General features: G+C 37.0%; 14 protein-coding genes. 12 read left to right on the top strand and 2 right to left on the bottom strand.

Annotated elements, in window-relative coordinates:
• The first annotated feature begins 57 nt into the window (after window positions 1-57).
• Window positions 58-768, top strand: a complete 711-nt coding sequence (locus MHB53_RS12275) for a glycerophosphodiester phosphodiesterase (protein WP_340918650.1) — start codon at window positions 58-60, stop codon at window positions 766-768.
• Between the two features lie 136 nt (window positions 769-904).
• On the opposite strand, the gene MHB53_RS12270 is transcribed toward MHB53_RS12275, so the two are convergent.
• Window positions 905-1,750 (bottom strand): helix-turn-helix transcriptional regulator, encoded by an 846-nt coding sequence (locus MHB53_RS12270; protein ID WP_340918648.1) that lies wholly within the window; start codon window positions 1,748-1,750, stop codon window positions 905-907.
• Window positions 1,751-1,895: 145 nt separating this feature from the next.
• Between MHB53_RS12270 and MHB53_RS12265 the strand changes: the two genes are divergently transcribed.
• The 7 genes from MHB53_RS12265 (at window position 1,896) to MHB53_RS12235 (ending at window position 9,429) form a co-directional block, all read left to right on the top strand.
• Window positions 1,896-3,413, top strand: a complete 1,518-nt coding sequence (locus tag MHB53_RS12265) for a sulfatase family protein (protein ID WP_340918645.1) — start codon at window positions 1,896-1,898, stop codon at window positions 3,411-3,413.
• A gap of 25 nt (window positions 3,414-3,438) precedes the next feature.
• The gene (locus tag MHB53_RS12260; protein ID WP_340918642.1) at window positions 3,439-4,860 is read left to right on the top strand and encodes a LamG-like jellyroll fold domain-containing protein; all 1,422 of its coding nucleotides are present in this window, start codon (window positions 3,439-3,441) and stop codon (window positions 4,858-4,860) included.
• 115 nt (window positions 4,861-4,975) lie between these two features.
• Window positions 4,976-5,230 (top strand): hypothetical protein, encoded by a 255-nt coding sequence (locus tag MHB53_RS12255; RefSeq protein ID WP_340918640.1) that lies wholly within the window; start codon window positions 4,976-4,978, stop codon window positions 5,228-5,230.
• A 9-nt stretch (window positions 5,231-5,239) separates the two neighbouring features.
• Window positions 5,240-5,908, top strand: coding sequence for a hypothetical protein (locus MHB53_RS12250; protein WP_340918638.1), 669 nt, complete (start codon window positions 5,240-5,242; stop codon window positions 5,906-5,908).
• Between the two features lie 27 nt (window positions 5,909-5,935).
• Window positions 5,936-6,208 carry a hypothetical protein gene (locus MHB53_RS12245; protein ID WP_340918636.1) on the top strand — a complete coding sequence of 91 codons (273 nt, stop codon included), beginning with the start codon at window positions 5,936-5,938 and terminating at the stop codon, window positions 6,206-6,208.
• Between the two features lie 113 nt (window positions 6,209-6,321).
• Entirely contained in the window at window positions 6,322-7,284 is a 963-nt protein-coding gene (locus tag MHB53_RS12240; RefSeq protein ID WP_340918634.1) for a glycoside hydrolase family 43 protein, read from the top strand.
• An 849-nt stretch (window positions 7,285-8,133) separates the two neighbouring features.
• Window positions 8,134-9,429, top strand: a complete 1,296-nt coding sequence (locus MHB53_RS12235; RefSeq protein WP_340918632.1) for an ABC transporter substrate-binding protein — start codon at window positions 8,134-8,136, stop codon at window positions 9,427-9,429.
• A gap of 189 nt (window positions 9,430-9,618) precedes the next feature.
• On the opposite strand, the gene norA is transcribed toward MHB53_RS12235, so the two are convergent.
• Complete coding sequence (gene norA / locus MHB53_RS12230) at window positions 9,619-10,779, bottom strand: multidrug efflux MFS transporter NorA (protein WP_340918630.1); 1,161 nt, start codon at window positions 10,777-10,779, stop codon at window positions 9,619-9,621.
• A 1,651-nt stretch (window positions 10,780-12,430) separates the two neighbouring features.
• Between norA and MHB53_RS12225 the strand changes: the two genes are divergently transcribed.
• From MHB53_RS12225 to MHB53_RS12210, 4 genes are all read left to right on the top strand, one after another.
• Window positions 12,431-13,327, top strand: coding sequence for an ABC transporter permease (locus tag MHB53_RS12225; protein WP_445661514.1), 897 nt, complete (start codon window positions 12,431-12,433; stop codon window positions 13,325-13,327).
• 15 nt (window positions 13,328-13,342) lie between these two features.
• A complete protein-coding gene (locus MHB53_RS12220) occupies window positions 13,343-14,245 on the top strand; it encodes a carbohydrate ABC transporter permease (RefSeq protein ID WP_340918627.1) in 903 nt (300 codons plus the stop codon).
• 79 nt (window positions 14,246-14,324) lie between these two features.
• Window positions 14,325-15,905, top strand: a complete 1,581-nt coding sequence (locus MHB53_RS12215) for an ABC transporter substrate-binding protein (RefSeq protein ID WP_340918625.1) — start codon at window positions 14,325-14,327, stop codon at window positions 15,903-15,905.
• A gap of 107 nt (window positions 15,906-16,012) precedes the next feature.
• Entirely contained in the window at window positions 16,013-18,382 is a 2,370-nt protein-coding gene (locus MHB53_RS12210; protein WP_340918623.1) for a glycoside hydrolase family 2 TIM barrel-domain containing protein, read from the top strand.
• Window positions 18,383-18,402: the final 20 nt, after the last annotated feature.

The raw sequence follows: 18,402 nt of genomic DNA, 5'->3' as shown, positions 1-18,402 counted from the left end.
TCGATGATTTTCTTGGATTTAGAATGTATTAAAAATATGACAGAGAGAGTGATAGAAATGAAATATAGAGGAATTGCACACCGAGGATATCCGGTGAAATATCCAGAAAACACGTTATCTTCCTTTCAAGCAGCTTATGACCTAGGTTTTAAGGTTTTGGAAATTGATGTCCATTTAAGTAAAGATGGTATTCCGGTAATTATGCATGATGCTAAGCTTGAACGGATGACCGGAGAACAGGGGCAAATTAAAGATTATACATTGAATGAATTAAAATCCTTTCGTGTTCAAGGAGGAGAAACTATTCCCACATTGGAAGAAACATTGCAGCTTATGAAAGGCAAAATGACCGTTAATATTGAATTAAAACAACAAGGATATCTTTATCCGGGAATGGAGGCAACTGTTTTAGAATTGATTGAAAAAGTGGATATGATGGATCAAGTTTATGTTAGTAGTTTTGATCATTATGCCATAGGTCGATTCCGAGAACTCTCCAAAGATATTGAAATTGGTTTGATAATAAGTGGAGCGACACCTGCCGTTTTTCCATATATGAAGGAAATAGGTGCGAAATATTTGGCTGTAGAGGTATCATTTATAACGGAAGAGTACGTACAAATATGCAAAGAGAATGATATTACACTTATTGCCTGGACGGTAAATTCTGAAGAACAAATGAACAGAATGGCTAGTTATCCTTCTGTATTATGTACCACAGACGAACTTGAAAAGTTCAAAAATTTTAATATGAGTCACTACGAGTAAAAGCAAAGCTAACAGCGGATATATTAATAATAAAAGGAGTATCTAAGAACTCCCCGTGCAGGTATTTTTAGCATGGGGAGTTCTTAGGTATACCATTAGTTTCAAAAGGATTATGGCCCTCCTTATTTATGGACACTTATTTATTTGCAAGGTATTGGTTTGGTGAAACGTCATAATAATTTTTAAAAGCCCGAGAAAAGGAGTAAAGATCTGAATAACCAAGCGAGAGTGCTATTTCAGTTATAGTATGCGCTTTCTCTGAAATCAATTCTAATGCTCTGTTCATTTTTAAGGATAACAGATATTTACCTGGTGTTACTCCGACCTCATTTACAAACGAATCGGTAAAGTAGGAGCGGTGAATCCCAACGTATTTTGCTACATCTTTTACGGAAACATTCTCCGCAAAGTGCATATTCATATATTCCTGGCTTTTTTGAAGCCAATTTCTAGGGGGTGTAGGTGTAAGGTCCTTTTGTTTTGATTGAACAGAAAGGCTGTGAAATAGTTTATACATGATACTCAAGCCAAATAAGTCATCATCTTCATCGTCCTTTTTAAAATGTGTAGCAAGTTCACTTAAAATTCCAGTAATTTCCTCACTCAGGATACCTTTTACATGAGTGGAATAGTTCGTTATCCCAATCCGTTTAAGAAGTGGATTTGCTTGTCTTCCATCAAAGGCCAACCAGAACATTCGAAGTGGGTGGTCAGGATTAGATGAATATTGATGTGTTTGGTTAGGAAGTAAGCAAAATATATCTCCTTGCTGAATTTCTTTAATTGTTTCATTTTGACTGAATGATCCCTCGCCAGCCAATATAAAATGTAGGCTGTAATATGTGATTATACGCGGCCCCATCCTGTAATTTGACTTGGCTTTGTTCTGCCCCGCCCTAATGGGCCAAAGTCCACCCGCCTTTTCGATAGGGGTTGGGTTATGAAACCAATGTTCTGCATGTTCATGGGAAAATTCCTTCAAATATAACTCCTCCCTTCAGGAATCTAACAAATTGTTATCCATTAATCTAACAATATAACATTTAGAATTTCATGGATCTTGGCTATGGTAGAAACCAAGGTCTATTTTTATACTTATTATATTGTGACAACTGGAGGTCTAGCAAGTGGGAAAAAGAAAACAGCCTAACATTCTGTTAATTTCAACAGATCAACAACATTGGAACACCATTCATGGATTAGGAAACGAAACAATACATACTCCGAATTTGGACCGATTGGTGGAGGAAGGGGTTGCTTTTGAGAGGGCATATGTGGCAAGCCCGGTTTGTTCTCCAAGTCGTTCCTCTATTATTACAGGGGAATACCCATCGAGACATAAATGCTGGAATATAGGTGTGGAATTAGATGAAAACAGAACAACTATGGGTCATTTAATGACGGAACATGGGTATACGACAGGATTGTTTGGAAAAGCCCATTTTAAGCCTGTACTAAAAGAAGGTAGTTTTGAAGCTCCGCCACATATACATGATCGTGACTTTTGGAAGGAGTGGCAAGGTCCATACTACGGATTTGAAAAAGTTGCAATGGTTCACGGACATTCCGATGAAGACTCTTCCCATGGTATGCATTATGGGACGTGGTTAGTCGAACAGGGAATTGATCCTTCGAAGTATTTTGGACCTAGTGGTGGGCATCGCGAAGGTTCTTGGGGTTTACCGGAGGAATATCACTACACTCGTTGGACAGCAAATCAGACGATGGATTTTATCGAAAACAGAGAGGAAGATAAGCCGTTTTTAGCTTGGTGTAGTTTTCAAGATCCGCATAATGCCTTTTTATGTCCAGAACCATGGAATAGTATGTATGATCCCGATCAAATGCCTCCGTTTATTGAAAAAGAGGGGGAAATGGCTGATAAGCCACTTATTCATCAATGCTTATTAGAAGATCGGATGAATGAGCTTGATATTGATGTTACATCTGATCCGGGCCATAATACGGGGGGAGTTCAGTGTTTAGGTCATACGAATAAAAAGCTCGGTTACGATAGAGCCAGAAAATGGCTTGCATCTTATTATGGGATGATCAGCCTTATAGATCACCATATTGGACGTATTTTAGATAGGTTAGATGAGTTAGGCTTGGCCGAAGACACATTAATTGTTTTTACTTCTGATCACGGTGATTACGCTGGTAATCATGGCTTTTGGCTGAAAGGGCCGATACACTATGATGATATTTTACGTGTTCCGTTTCTTGTTCGTTGGAAAGGCGAGCTTCCGGAAGGCAGAAGGACAACTTCGCTTATGAGTTTAGTGGATTTAGCACCAACATTTCTAGAGGCTGCCGGAATAGATAAATGTCCTTCCATGCAGGGAACTAGTCAATTAAATACGATGTATCAACCTGATCAAGCTACACGAGATTGGTGTTTAGTGGAAAATCGTGCAGAACCTAGCTTTTATGTAAAAACACTTGTGACAAATCGATATAAGCTAAATTATTATCTTGATCGGGGTGAAGGTGAACTTTACGATCTTGAGGAGGATCCAAATGAATTTGTTAATTTGTATAACAAAAAGGACTATGCAGAGATTAAATGTAAGATGTTTCAAAAGTTAGTGGATATCTACGGTGAATTAGAAAAACCGATCCCAACGAGACAAAGTTTTGCCTAAGTCATACAAAAAGGAGAATTAAACTATGTCTAAAGAAACACCAGCATATTTAATTGGCTATTTTAGATCTGGACCTATGCAAACGAATAAAAATGAGAAACTTCATTATGCATATAGCCGTGATGGGTTACATTGGTATGATCTTAATCAAAATAATGCTGTTTGGTCACCGTCTATTGGAGAAGGAATATTACGTGACCCTTTTATTAACAAAGGAAAAGATGGATTCTGGCATATGGTCTTTACCATTCGTCCAAAAGGGAAATTTTTAGGATATGCTAAGTCAAAAGACTTAATAACATGGGAAGATGAAAAGGCGATAGAGGTTATGGCTAACTATAATCAGGTTCAAAATTCATGGGCACCGGAATTTAGTTATGACCCAGAAATAGAAAATTATATTCTCTATTGGGCGTCCAGTGTCGGAGATGATATAAGTCATAATAAACATTATTTCTGTCGTACAGCGAACTGGGATATCTTTTCTGAAACAAAGTTATTTTTTGATCCTGGTTTTCAAACCATTGATGCCAGTATCGAACAATGGAATGGAACAAATTATATGTTTGTAAAAGACGAAAGCGCCGTCTATGAACCCAAAAAACATTCTCAGCCAATTGCTAATAAGCTTGCTGTATCATCCAATTTAAGCGGTCCATATGAGGTGATTAGTGATTTTATTACTCCGGATTATACGGAAGGACCTGAAATATTAAAGATTCAGAATCAGCAAAAGTGGTATCTTATCTACGATTATTGGAAATATGGAAGGTTTGGAATAAAGGAATCTACCAATCTTGTAGATTGGTCTGATGAGCTCGATAGTGAACAGTATCGTTTCCCACATCAAATTCGTCATGCAACGGTATTCCCTTTAGGGGAAGATGAGCTATTTCAGTTAATAAACAAGTTTTCTTTGGAGGCAAACTACCCGACCACATTCCATAGTTACGTTTCCTTGGCTTCCAATTCAAGTAGTGGCTTTATGCATAATGAGTTTAATATGCGCTCGGTATCTATGTGGTTTAAAGCTAATCGTACAGATGGAATCCAAGTTTTATATGATGAGGGGGGAAATGATAGCGGTCTAGGTATCCGAATCAAAGATGGAAAATTAGAAGCAGCTATCCGAAATAAAGGGAAACTAGTAACTGTTTCCGCAGGATCGATAGAAACAAATAAATGGCATAACGTAACAGCCGTATTCAATGAGGGTATTTATAAAGTGTACTTGGATGGAAAATTGACAGAGACAAAATCCTCTTATTCTCCGTTCATCGAACGTCACTCCGATCCAGGTGGTCTTGGGGCCCGATTTGGTGTGGATGCCTTTGGTGAATCAGACGGTAAAGCAGTGTTTAAAGGGATATTCCGTGACTGTAGGATTTATACAGTGCCATTACAAGAGGAAGATGTAGATTATCTGTTTCGGATTGAGCAAAGGTAGATTGATTAACGTTTTATGTTAAGGCGTGAATTCGAAGTCTAAATGAGGAATTAAAGGAGGTGATTGCAAACTACTGACTTTAATATGTTCAATATCCAAAAAAAGGGGTAGGTGAATGGGAACTTTGATGAAAAATAGGATTTTTTATCGGTTCTTTATCGGATCAATTGGCTTGATAACGATCCTAAGCATCATGATTATCCCGCAAACTGTGTATGGTAAAGAGCAATCTAAAAAACTTAACAATAAGTTCGTAGTTGATTTAGGTCCCAACAAGGGAGAAAAAGTAAAGGTTTATGACGGAACAATTGAGAAATATAATGGTTATTATTATTTAATGGGAACAGGGGCGTTGGGAAATGTATATTGATCCAAAGATATGATTCATTGGGAAAGTCCCTATGAATTTATTTCAAGCGACCCAAGTACGCTTCCCCCATATGCTGAAAATGATTACACCGAATGGGCATCAGATTTGTTATTTCATAATGGCTTAATGTTTTACGGTTTTAATGGGGTCAACCTTATTCATGGAGATCCTAGTACGATGCAAACTACGCCTGATTTTAGGCATAGCTTTTTGGAAGAGAAATACGATATGGGGATCGATGTACAGTTTTTTGTTGCTCCGGCTGGGGAATTGCTCTATTTACGGAAAGTAAATCCATTTGAGGCAGATCCAAATACCGGGGCAGAAAGATCCTTTGATGCGAGTGCTTGGATGTGGAAGGTTGAATCTTTTTTTAATGAAAGAGGTAATCCTGGTCGAAGTCTTGGAAAAGAATTGATTCATACCCAGAAAGGGCACTGGGCAAGCTTTGATAAGTTCAATTTTGAAGGGCCAGTATTGTATTATCAAAATGGACAGTATTATTTACTCTATATGGGTAACAATATGGCACCAAGAACCGGACTCTATGAGACTAGGATAGCACAAGCTGATCATTATAACAAATTCGATAACAGCACAAAGTATCCCGGAAAATTGATTGCACGTAACTTAGAACAAATGCTTCTGGATTATAATGTGATTTTACCGACAGCATAACATGGTTGGCAAAATTATCAATATACCTTGACTGAACCTGAAGGAGATTGGAAGAAAGCAAATTATGTTGCATCCGATTGGAGCACCGGCAAAGGCATACTAAGAGAAATTCTTCTCGTAAGTCAGGTGAGTATTACAGAGGATGTCGGCAGTGAATTTGGATTAGACGAAAAGATGTTGCTGGGTGAAAGTATTAAGTATGCTTTGATTATCGTAGCTAGTATACCTGTTCTAGTTATGTATCCTTTTGTTCAAAAGCAATTTGTCAAAGGTGTAATGATTGGATCCGTTAAAGGGTAAATATTTTTAAGTTTATATAATAATCTTTTGAATAATGCCAACATGAAATCTAACAATTAAACATTTTTTAAAATCTTATATACAACAATTTTGAAGGAAAGAAGGTATTATAAATGACTAAAAATACTTTTCAAAATCCATTAATGGATCCAGGAGCGGATCCGTGGGTTTATAAAGATGATGATATGTATTATTTTATGGCTACTAGGAGAACACATCTTGACTTATGGAAGTCTCCTACATTGAGTGGTATTGCCAATGGGGAGTGTAAGACAATCTGGACTCCACCTGAGGAAGGGATAAATAGCCACTACCTTTGGGCTCCAGAAATTCATAAAGTTAATGGAAAGTGGTATGTGTATTTCACTGCAAACGATGGAAAAGGCGGTGACATGGCACGGAAAATATTCGTATTGGAAAATTCCTCACAAGATCCTTTTGAAGGTGAATGGATTGAGCGGGGGTATGTAAATACAGAACAACCTGGATTAGATGGAACAGTCTTTGAGCAAAATGGTCAGTGGTACTTTGTTTATGCGGGTTATGGAAATTTCCCAGCCTATGGTTCTGCTCTCTATATTGCGGAAATGTCTAATCCTTGGACTTTGATTGGTCCAAATGTAATGATATCGAAACCGGAATACGAATGGGAAGTGCAGGGAGGGTTGGCTGTAAATGAAGGCCCGGTCATGTTGAAAAGAAATGACAAGCTTTTCTTAGTATATTCGGCAAGCGCTACCTGGTCGGATGACTACTCACTTGGCATGTTAACTGCTAGTGCTGGGACCGATCTATTAAATGCTCAGTCCTGGAGTAAATCGCCGAATCCTGTTTTCAAAAAATCAGAGGATAACGAGGTGTTCGCTCCGGGTCACAATGGTTTTTCCCAATCCCCTGATGGGACGGAGGATTGGATCGTTTATCATGCCATTCCTGAATCGGAAGGTGGTAGCAAAAAGCGCAGTACTCGCATTCAAAAATTCGGATGGAAAGTGGATGGTACGCCTGACTTTGCGGTTCCGTTATCGACTTCAGTACCCATTCAAGTACCCTCAGGAGAGAGGTTACCTGATTAAAGTAAGAGCAATAGAATAATACAGCCAATGAATTCGAAAAAAAGTGTAGGGAATTCGAGGTTGATAAAATTTTTATCTGATTAAAGGTTGAGTATACATCTCAAGTTTGACACTACAAAACGCCAGAATTATTGTGAGTTCAATAGTTCTGGCGTTTTTTTGAGGACTAAAAATAGTGTACTATTTTCCTTTTTTCGTTTGAAAGTCATTGAGGGGAATTTTGATGATGAATTTGAATGAGAAAATATTGACGGATGAGAATAACAAACTCAATTTTGACTTTTCTGCACAAGAGTATGTTTGGGAGATACATTGGCTTTGGCTAATAAATCGCCTTCATCCTAAATTATTCATAGTCTTGACCTTAGCCCACTCGAATATCACTCGATTTTGCGTTGATTGGGACGAAAAAAAGTAGTGAAATTCAATTAGTTTTTCAAATTGAATGAAAGTTTGTAGGGGATAGGTATAAGCTAAGTTACGTAGAATGATCTAACGCTCCCCTTGGTTCAAATCACGTCTTATGGCGAGGAAGAAATGATTTTAAATCGAAGGTGCAAGCATACTCATAATTTAGAAAAAAGGCAGCACGTAGTAGCTCCTTTGACTTTATTAGTTGACAACTTTCCGGCTAGTTCATTAATACTGATTAATAGAATCTTCCAATAACTGGTTGACATCGAAAAAAATTAGCATTATATTTATTGCAACCGGTTTCAAGTAAGAATATATTTTTGGAGGTGATGCTATTTTTGAAACCGATTTCAAAAATGGGAGTTAAGAGAACAATTAGAAGACATGGATTAGAAAATGGTATTGATTAGATTCTAAGATGGGGGTATGTAATTAATGAAATACTTTTTTGGTATGCGCTATTCTCTATTTATGTGCATGATACTTTGTGCTGTGGTTATTGTTTCAGGATGTACGTCTAAAACGAAAACTGATTCCCCAGATAATGGAGATTTGGAGCCGATAACGTTAAAAGTACATTTTGGTAAAGACCAAGCCTTTATCGATGCGTTTATTAAACCAGCAGAAGAAGAATTTCCTCATATTACATTTGAAAATGTAGAAGGTAGCTATGAAGAATTGATCGCAGCAGGGAACAGTCCTGATATTTTGTGGTTTTGGAATAAGGGAGGTCTTAAGGAAGCAGCAGAGTACGAATTGACTTATGATATGACAGAACTAATTGATAAATCCAACTTTGATATTTCACGGTTTGACCCAAACCATCTGGCTGAATGGACATCGGCCTCTAATGGGGAGTTATGGACTCTACCCGTGATGACTAGCCGTTTTGCGCTCTTGTATAATAAGGATATTTTTGATAAATTTGGTGTTGACTATCCCGATGATGGGATGAATTGGGAGCAAGTTATTGACTTGGCAGAAAAAGTGACTGGTGAACGAGATGGTACTGAGTATCAGGGTTTATATATGCCCAAACATGAAGCTCCCATATTTTGGACAGTAAAAAACTTTGTTGACCCAGAGACAGATGAACCAGTATGGACAGATAATGAACAAATAAGAGAATACTTCGATTTATATAAAAAGGCCTATTCCATTCATGGAAATCCTTATATTCCGGAGCACTGGGAAGAGGGAGGCTGGACTGAATTGTTTGAGCAAGGAAAATTGGCTATGGTTGCACAATTTTTCAGTAAACCAAATGAAGACGCAAATATAAACTGGGATATCGCAACATATCCTGAACCAGAAAATGGCGTCCCTTCCAGAGGATGGGCAATGGGAGTAAGTTCCACAAGTGAATACAAGGAAGAAGTGATGCGAGTATTTGACTTTTGGTTTACTGATGAACAGATATTGAACAATACCTTTACGAAAGGCCCACTTTCTGTTCCATTTCCGCATTTATATGAAGATGATCGTGCAAAAGAAAAAGCATTGGAAATGGAAGGGGACATTTGGAAGAACCGGAATATGGAGGCACTCTATTCTCTTCCTGTAGCTAATCCACCTGAAAACTTTTCAGAATATGATAATGGAGCTATGGGTGCCATTGATGGAGCATTATTTGAACTCGTGAACGAAGATCAGCTTGATTTAAATACAATTTTGCGGGAAAAACATGAAGCAGAATTAGTTCGTATTGAGGAAGAAAAGGCAATGAAATGATGAGAGAAGTCGGGTATGATAAAATGAAAAGCAATACATTCTAAGTATTATCGGAATAGTGGAGTAATTTCTAGGTATAGTTTGCCGTTATTTTCAAAAAGCATACGCTTATGTAAAAAGGCGTGTGCTTTTTGAACGGATATTAATCTTACGTACAAAGAGTTACTATAAATGCCCACCTCAAGAAAATCATAGCGTTATATGTTTCGGTAGCTTCCAAAAAAGAGCAATAATGGTACCAAGTAACAAGACGATAAAGGCAAAATAATAAGGGAAGTTCAGGTTAATGTCAAATAGCACGCCCCCGATGATCGGACCGAAAATATTGCCTATACTTGTAAAAGTGGAGTTCATACCACCGACAAATCCTTGTTCATTGCCTGCAATTTTTGATAAGTATGAAGTAACGGCCGGACGTATTAAATCAAATCCAACGAATAGAACGAATGTCGTCAATAAAATAGAGAAATATGAACTCACATATGTCATCAAAAGTACAAGAATGGTTGAAATACCTAAACTGTAGCGGATAAGATTAATTTCACCTATATATTTTACAATTCGATCAAACAACAAGACCTGTGCAATAGCTCCAACAATCCCACTACCTGTAATGACGATGGCTATATCTTTTGGCGTAAAGCCAAATTTATGGTCGACGAATAGACTAAATAATGATTCGAAGGAGGCAAGACCAAACGACAATACGAAGATTATAATGAACGCTATGAAATACATCGGAACGAAAATACGCCCTAACCCTGTCTTTTGTCTTGACGTAGCTTCTTCAGCTTCTCTTTCAGGCTCTTTCAATAGAAAAATGGAAAGGATAGCAGCAACTGCGCCAAGGACGCCTGCAAAGTAAAAGGGTAAACGCGTGCCGATTTCAGCTAAAAATCCGCCAAGCCCAGGTCCAATGATAAATCCTGTGCTTATCGCAGCTGACATATAGCCGAGTGCTTTTGAACGGCTTGTGGTCGTTGTAATATCTGCTATAAAGGCTGTTACAGCGGGCATGATGAACGCTGCACTTACTCCACCAAGCATGCGTGAGATAAAGAGGACTTCTATCGACTTTCCGATTCCGAATAAAAACTCAGAAAATCCAAATATGAACAATCCCACAACTATTATAATTTTTCTCCCGTATTTATCGACCCATCGCCCGGAAATTGGCGAGATGAGGAGCTGGGTAAACGCAAATGCCGCTACCATATACCCTACAACTGAACCGCTGATCTCTAACTCATTCATAATTGTTGGCAGTACGGGAATAACCAACCCTATGCCTAAAAAAGCAATAAATAAATTCATTAACAGAATAGCTAATACACCTTTTTGATTTTTCATGATGTAAACTCCTCTAACTTTCCACATGGTGATAGACACGAGAATTATTTAGATTCTAGTATAGCATTTTTCATCAAAAGTACTTTATATGAAGCATTCAAGTTCTTTACAATACTTTGAATTATACCCAATGAGTGAACAGATGAACCAATTATAGGGATTTGTACAAGAAGAATTAATAGGAAAGCTATCACTTTATTAAGGTATTGAGAATGAAACTATTATCCATATGTAAATGATGAAAGTGTCGCCCTTGTGAGAGCCCAGGTTTCCACTGAGTGCTCTTCTGATTGAGGACAAGTAAAAAGAATCTTTGCCCTGCTGTTTCCACTAACGTTTTTAGTTGTGCTTTATCGTTGACTTGAAAATCGGAATTAGGATTTGCTGGGGTGAAATGGAGTAGACCAAAGAATCTATCTTACAATTTAAAAGCAGTGATTTAAGCTTCAAAAAAAGTCCTTGAAAGCGACTTTAGTCAAAAAGAAATTGATGCGACGGTTGATACATTAAAAGCTGCACTAGATTCTTATTGATGATATCTTCTTACGAAACTTCAGATGACTGTATTGCCATCTACAGAAGTCGTTGGGATTATCTAGGTAGATACCTGTGATATTAATGTACAAAACTCAACATTGTGGGCTGATGTTGCCCATGCTCTTAATATGGGGTTACATGGTCTATCATAATACAATATTGGAGACATAATTGAACATATTAAATTTGAGATTATTGATATTTTAGAACATCATGAACCTCAAGAGACTTATTGGGGTGCGATATCTATTAATGCAAGCGACAATAATACGGTAAGAAATGTTCATTATTACGGGATTAGAGTGGAGCAATTTGAACAATGACAGGTAATTGATGTTCGAGTTGTCTATAATAAAAAGTACAGTCCGGGACCAGGGAAGTTAGTAGAAAATATTCATTTTGAAAATATTGAATACAACGGTACACTAGAAAATCCATTGCGTATTCACGGTTATAATCAAAAAAAGTTGGAAATATTACCTTCATCAATTTGAAAATAAACGGGAAGGGAGTTAAAGAGCCAGGTGATAATGTGATAGATATATGAATACGCTAGCAAACTATCATTTTGCGAACGGTAGAATCTAACTTGACAGGAGGAAATTAATATTTTGCTAATGGGCAAATAATCGTGAAAAAGGGAAAATACATTTTTAATATTTTTAAATGTCGGAATTTATTGATTGATAGAATCTTCAAACAAATGGTTGACAAAGGAGGGAAATAGCATTATATTTAATTGCAACCGGTTTCAGCTTACGCATTACATTTCATCCATTAATATTATTTGCTTCTTCATGTTGAAATTTGTTGCATGGAAATAAACGATTGTTTAACAATCATTCCTTTGAATAAAATGACACCGGTTGCAATTTTTGAAGTAATCAGTTCAGGAGGTGTGGTGAACTAAGTGCTAGTCTCTGAAAGAGATTGATGAATAATGTGATAAATATTTCTTCAATCGACAATTCTAGCGTTTAATTATAATGAAAGCTATGAATAAATAGAGATATTCATAGACAGGTATTTTGGAGGGATTTAAATGAAAAATGTGACTGTACAATTGGAAGCACCTATCATTCAAAAAAAAGTAAAGGATACTGTATTAAAGAGAATGTGGAGGAACCGATCCCTTCTTCTAATGTGTTTACCCGCAATTATATTTTTTGCTGTATTTGCATATCTACCGATGCCGGGGTTATATCTTGCATTTGTAAACTATGATTACGCACGTGGTATATTTGATAGCGCTTTCGTGGGGTTTGATAATTTTCGCTTTTTAGTGATGACCGGCGATCTATGGAAGTTAACCTTTAATACGATTGCTTATAATCTCGCTTTCATCGTGCTCGGTAATATACTACAAATTGGTGTAGCCATTATGCTTAATGAGCTGACAAATAAATGGTTTAAAAAAATCTCACAAACAATTATGTTTCTACCACATTTTATTTCCGCAGTTTTAGTTGGACTTTTAGCCTATAACATACTTAGTTACGATTATGGCGTACTTAATTCATTTTTGAAAATGGTTGGACTAGACCCAGTACAGACGTATTCAAATCCAGCAATTTGGCCTTATATTATTGTTATTGCTTTTCTTTGGCAATCGACAGGTTATGGATCGATCATCTATTTTGCAGCCATCATGGGTCTTGACAAATCTATCATAGAAGCAGCTGAAATTGATGGGGCTAATGCTTTCCAACGTATTAGATACATCGTTATTCCTTGGCTTAAGCCCACCTTTATCATTTTACTACTATTCTCTTTAGGTGGAGTTTTAAAAGGGAACTTTGGTTTGTTTTATAACTTAGTTGGTGCTAATAATACAATGCTCTATCCAACTACAGATATTATTGAAACTTACGTGTTCCGAACATTGATGACGAATTTTAACTTTTCATTGGGAAGTGCTGTAAGTTTATATCAATCTATCTTTGGATTCTTTATTGTTATTACAGCAAACTGGATTGTTAAAAAAGTTTCGCCAGAAAATTCATTGTTTTAAAGGGGGAACGAATTTATGGAAAATACAGCCAGACATAATATAGATTATTCAACTATAATAGTTCGATTTATTGGATACAGCTTCATTGGTCTTTTTGCTCTATTTTGTCTTTTGCCATTTGTCTTGATCGTATCATCTTCTTTCACATCTGAAAGCGCAATTATGGAAAGCGGATTTACATTATGGCCCAAGGAGTTTTCGGTTTTTGCATATGAAATCGTTTTTCAAAATCCAAGGCTTGTCATTGGATCATATGTTGTAACGTTGGGTATTACAATTGTCGGGACTGCGCTAGGTTTGTTTATTGTAGCGATGACAGGTTATGCCCTGCAACGCCAGGACTTCCTGTATCGTAATAAAATATCATTTTTTATCTATTTCACAACGCTGTTTTCAGGTGGGCTTGTCCCATTTTATCTATTAATAACGCAGTATTTGCATCTTAAAGATAATTATCTAGCAGTATTGCTACCAGCATTACTAAGTCCATTTCTAATCATTATGATGAAATCGTTCGTAAAATCCATTCCGCATGAAATTACGGAATCTGCGAAGATGGATGGCGCCGGAGATTTCACAATATTTTTGCAATTGATCTTACCGATGTCTACTCCCGCTTTGGCAACAATTGGACTTTTCATTGCTCTAGGGTATTGGAATGAATGGTATAATTCGATGCTTTTCCTTTCACCTAACATGGAATATAGGCCGCTACAGTTATTTCTTTATAACGTTATCACTAGTGCTGATTTTATACGGAATTCTGCTGCATCTTCCAATGTAACTCCACAAGATGTGCCATTGGAAACGATGAAAATGGCAACAGCGGTTGTGGCTACAGGACCAGTTATTCTATTCTATCCGTTTGTACAACGGTACTTTATTAAAGGTATTACAATTGGTGCAGTTAAGGGGTAATTTGAATATGGTTGAGGAACTTCCCTCATTTCATAGAGTTTTTGTACAAAAATAATAAGGGAAAAAGGGAGGAAATAAAATGTTGAAGATGAGGAAATTCATTGTAATAGTGATGGTAATGCTATTGACCTTTAGCCTTGCGGCCTGCAATGGATCAAGCCAAACTGGTACAAAAAATAACAAGCCCAGTACAAAGGTAAATGAAGACGGGGAAGTAGATACTTCTGAATTTGTTACTATTACTATGATGACGCTGGGAGATAAACCGACCAATGGACAATTAGAGAAAGTAATGGAAGAAGTAAATGCTAAATTAAAAGATAAAGTAAACGCTCATATTGAGTTGAAATGGATTGAATGGGCGGACTATATGACGAAGTATAACCTCACTCTGGCTTCTCGTGAACCTGTTGATTTAATTATTACAGCAACTGACTGGTTGGATGCTTGGGGAAATGCACAAAAAGGTGCATTCATGGATATTTCTGACCTTCTACCACAATTTGCTCCACAGACATGGGAAGAAGTTTCCGATGAAAGTTGGGAGGAAACAAAATACAATGGAAAAATTGTGATGATCCCAGAGGATGCTTATACGCAATGGGTTAACCATGGCTTTTTCTATCGTACAGATTGGGCAAAAGAGTTTGGAATTAATGAGCATATTAAAGACTTTGAAATGTTAGGAAAATACTTTCAAGGGATTGTAGATAATAAAAAGGGGGTCATTCCTTGGGATACACCAGGAACAAACGTTACTACAGCATGGGGATACCTAAATTCTTATTCAGATGCAATTGAGCTTCCAATTACTACGGGAGTATTCCCGATTTACTGGGGTAAATCATATGACGAATTCACCAATGTTACAAGTCCAGTATTCGAAGATATATTTGTAGATTATGCGAAACTGATGAAGGAATGGGCAGATAAAGGCTACTGGCGCACTGATGTGTTGAATTACAAAGGTGACACACGCGAGTTGTTCCAAGCTGGTAAAACAGGCGCTGATCAGCATCATACGCAAACATTTTCAGGCCTGCGTACGCAAATGGACTTAAAACAACCAGGTTCAGAAATCGATATGTTTGCTTGGTCTGATACACGAGATAATTTAATTTCCATGTCAATTACTCATGGCGCAACAGCTGTAGGAGCTCATAGTAAAAATCCTGAGCGTGCCCTTATGGTATATGATCTAATCCGTAACGACGAGGAAATATACAAACTATTCAACTATGGTGTCGAAGGGGTGCAATACGAAATTGTAGACGGTAAGCGTGCTCATCCTGAAGGATATGACGAAACAAAAGATTCATTCGCTTCTAATTTTTGGGGTGGTCGTGTAGATAAGTTTGAAATTCCATCTGAGGATACATGGGATGGAGTGGCTGATATCTACGCAAAGTACGATAAAATTAAGAAGCCATTCCCATATGGTAGATTTGTTTTTGATAGTACACCTGTAGATGCCGAAATTGCTGCTCTATCACAAGTGACTGCACAAATGGTGCCAGCGATTGCATTTGGTAAAGCTGGAGATCCAGAAAAAGCTGTTAATGATTTCAGAAAGAGATTAGAGGCAGCTGGTTATGAAAAGGTTTTAAATGAAATCCAAATACAGATGGATGAATATAAAGAGCTTGTAGAAGGTAATTAACCTTAGAGTACTCTCATGTGAAAAAGGGCTATCAAGTGTGTGATAGCCCTTTAATTATAAGTCTATTGAAATTAGGATGATTAAAAGATAAGAGGTGTAAGCTGAATATGGTAAATGTAATAAATCAAGACTGGGATCTGTCTGTTAAAAGTAGAAAATTTAACTTTGATTGGAAGTTCTTAAAAGCTGACAATTCTAGTGCATTTAAGAATAAGTTCGATGATTCAGATTGGCGTACATTAGATTTGCCACATGATTGGAGTATTGAAGGTCCCTTTAAAAAGGAATTTGCAAGTTCAACTGGTTATTTAGCAGGAGGAATTGGTTGGTATCGGAAGAAATTTATTGTACCTGATAGCATGAAAGAAAAGAAATTATTTATACGATTTGATGGAATTTATAAAAATAGTGAAGTGTGGATAAATGAACAATATCTTGGTAAAAGACCCTATGGATACAGCTCATTTCATTACGACTTAACCCCATATTTACGCCTTAATAATAAAGAAAATATTATTGCTGTCAAGGTAGATCACTCGGAATTTGCTGATTCACGTTGGTATACAGGATCTGGTATTTATCGAAATGTATTTATCCATTTGACTGATAAAATGTATATCAAGCCGTATGGAATATTCGTTACAACGCCGAAAGTATCAACATCAGAAGCAGAAATTAACATCCAAACAACTGTGAAAAATGAATATCATAACGTAGAAAGTATACAAATTGAACATCAAATTAAAGATGTTACCGGCAAAGAAATAATCAAAAGTTCATCCGTGGAGACTATTCAAGCAAATGCTGAACAAGACTTTGCACATTCAATTTTTCTAAAAAACCCAAATCTTTGGTCACCGGATAATCCGTATTTATATAGTGTTGAAACAAAAGTGATAAAAAATGGTGAAGTGATAGATTTTGAGCTTACTCCATTTGGTATTAGATATTTTCATTTTGATGTGGACTCAGGATTTTATCTAAACGGAAAGAATATAAAATTGAAAGGTGTATGTATCCATCATGACGCGGGATGCCTTGGTGCAGCAGTTCCTGAAAAGGTGTGGAATAGACGATTGCAACTTTTAAAAGAAGCTGGTGTAAATGCAATTAGAATGAGTCATAATCCACCTGCTCCGGAGTTATTAGATATGTGTGATTCTTATGGATTTTTAGTCCAAGACGAAGCATTTGATGAATGGGAATATCCTAAAAACAAATGGGTAGAGGGTTGGAATATAGGCGAACCATCATTAGACGGTTATGCTTCTGATTTTACTGAGTGGGCAGAAATCGATTTGAGAGATATGATTTTAAGAGATCGCAATCATCCATCCATTGTTTTCTGGAGTATAGGGAATGAAATTGATTATCCTAATGATCCATATTCACATCCTGTACTAGAAGAACGTTACAAAGCAAGCAAACCTGAAGCAAAGGGTATGGGTGATATTGCTAAGAGACTTACAAAGATTGTGAAACAATATGATCCATCGCGACCGGTTACAGCTGCGTTAGCAAGTGTCATCATGGCAAATGAAACTGAGTTTCCGGATGTTCTTGACGTGGTGGGCTATAACTATCAAGAGTTTCGTTATCATGAAGACCATGAAAAATACCCCAAAAGGGTAATTTATGGAAGTGAAAACGGAAGAAATCACGCTGCATGGATGGCCGTAGAAAATAATGATTTTATCTCAGGACAATTTATCTGGACAGGGATTGACCACTTGGGAGAAGCGAGAGGATGGCCCATTCGACATGCCACTCCTGGAATGCTCGATTTAGCAGGTTTTAAAAAACCTTTATACTTCTTCAAACAAAGCCAATGGTCAGCTAAAGATATGGTGCATATAGGATTGACTTCCATTAAGGAAGATAATCCTGCTCAAATTAACTGGGACCATGAAGTTGTTTGTCAATGGAAAGGGAATGAAGGGGCAATAGTTAGGGTTGCATGTTGTACAAATTGTCCTGAAGTGGACTTACATGTAAATGGAGAATCTGTTGGTGTCAAAAAACGTGAGGACTTCCCTGGTGGAACAATCTATTGGGACATTCCATACTGTAAAGGAACATTAAAGGCGATAGGGAAAAGAAATGGAACCATTAAGTGTATACATGAATTAAAGACAGCAGGTAAGCCCACTAAGATACATTCATATTCGGACGTCCTAACTATTAAAGCTGACAAACAGGATGTAGCACATGTAGAGGTAACCATCCTTGATCAGGACAATAACCTTGTCTATGATGCTGAGAATGAAATATATTGTCACATCGAAGGACCTGGTGAAATCATTGGGATTGAATGTAGTAACCCTGAAAGCCATCAGGAATATAAAGTAAATTACAGAAAGGCTTATCATGGGAAATTACTAATCTATGTGAAAGCTACTGAGAAACTAGGGACCATTTCATTAATGATATCTTCTGTAGACTTTGAAAGTTCTTCTATAACAATTGAAGTTAAATAAAAATTATAACAAAATAATAA

The organism is Bacillus sp. FSL K6-3431 (assembly GCF_038002605.1).
Classification (GTDB): domain Bacteria; phylum Bacillota; class Bacilli; order Bacillales; family Bacillaceae_C; genus Lederbergia.
This window is presented reverse-complemented; position numbering and strand designations above follow the sequence as displayed.

What these genes read in the sequence shown, in the direction of transcription:
- MHB53_RS12275 (WP_340918650.1), top strand. Translation starts at nt 58, where the DNA reads ATGAAATATAGAGGAATTGCACACCGAGGATATCCGGTGAAATATCCA.
- MHB53_RS12260 (WP_340918642.1), top strand. Translation starts at nt 3,439, where the DNA reads ATGTCTAAAGAAACACCAGCATATTTAATTGGCTATTTTAGATCTGGA.
- MHB53_RS12255 (WP_340918640.1), top strand. Translation starts at nt 4,976, where the DNA reads ATGGGAACTTTGATGAAAAATAGGATTTTTTATCGGTTCTTTATCGGA.
- MHB53_RS12250 (WP_340918638.1), top strand. Translation starts at nt 5,240, where the DNA reads ATGATTCATTGGGAAAGTCCCTATGAATTTATTTCAAGCGACCCAAGT.
- MHB53_RS12240 (WP_340918634.1), top strand. Translation starts at nt 6,322, where the DNA reads ATGACTAAAAATACTTTTCAAAATCCATTAATGGATCCAGGAGCGGAT.
- MHB53_RS12235 (WP_340918632.1), top strand. Translation starts at nt 8,134, where the DNA reads ATGAAATACTTTTTTGGTATGCGCTATTCTCTATTTATGTGCATGATA.
- norA (WP_340918630.1), bottom strand. Translation starts at nt 10,779, where the DNA reads ATGAAAAATCAAAAAGGTGTATTAGCTATTCTGTTAATGAATTTATTT.
- MHB53_RS12225 (WP_445661514.1), top strand. Translation starts at nt 12,431, where the DNA reads ATGTGGAGGAACCGATCCCTTCTTCTAATGTGTTTACCCGCAATTATA.
- MHB53_RS12220 (WP_340918627.1), top strand. Translation starts at nt 13,343, where the DNA reads ATGGAAAATACAGCCAGACATAATATAGATTATTCAACTATAATAGTT.
- MHB53_RS12215 (WP_340918625.1), top strand. Translation starts at nt 14,325, where the DNA reads ATGTTGAAGATGAGGAAATTCATTGTAATAGTGATGGTAATGCTATTG.
- MHB53_RS12210 (WP_340918623.1), top strand. Translation starts at nt 16,013, where the DNA reads ATGGTAAATGTAATAAATCAAGACTGGGATCTGTCTGTTAAAAGTAGA.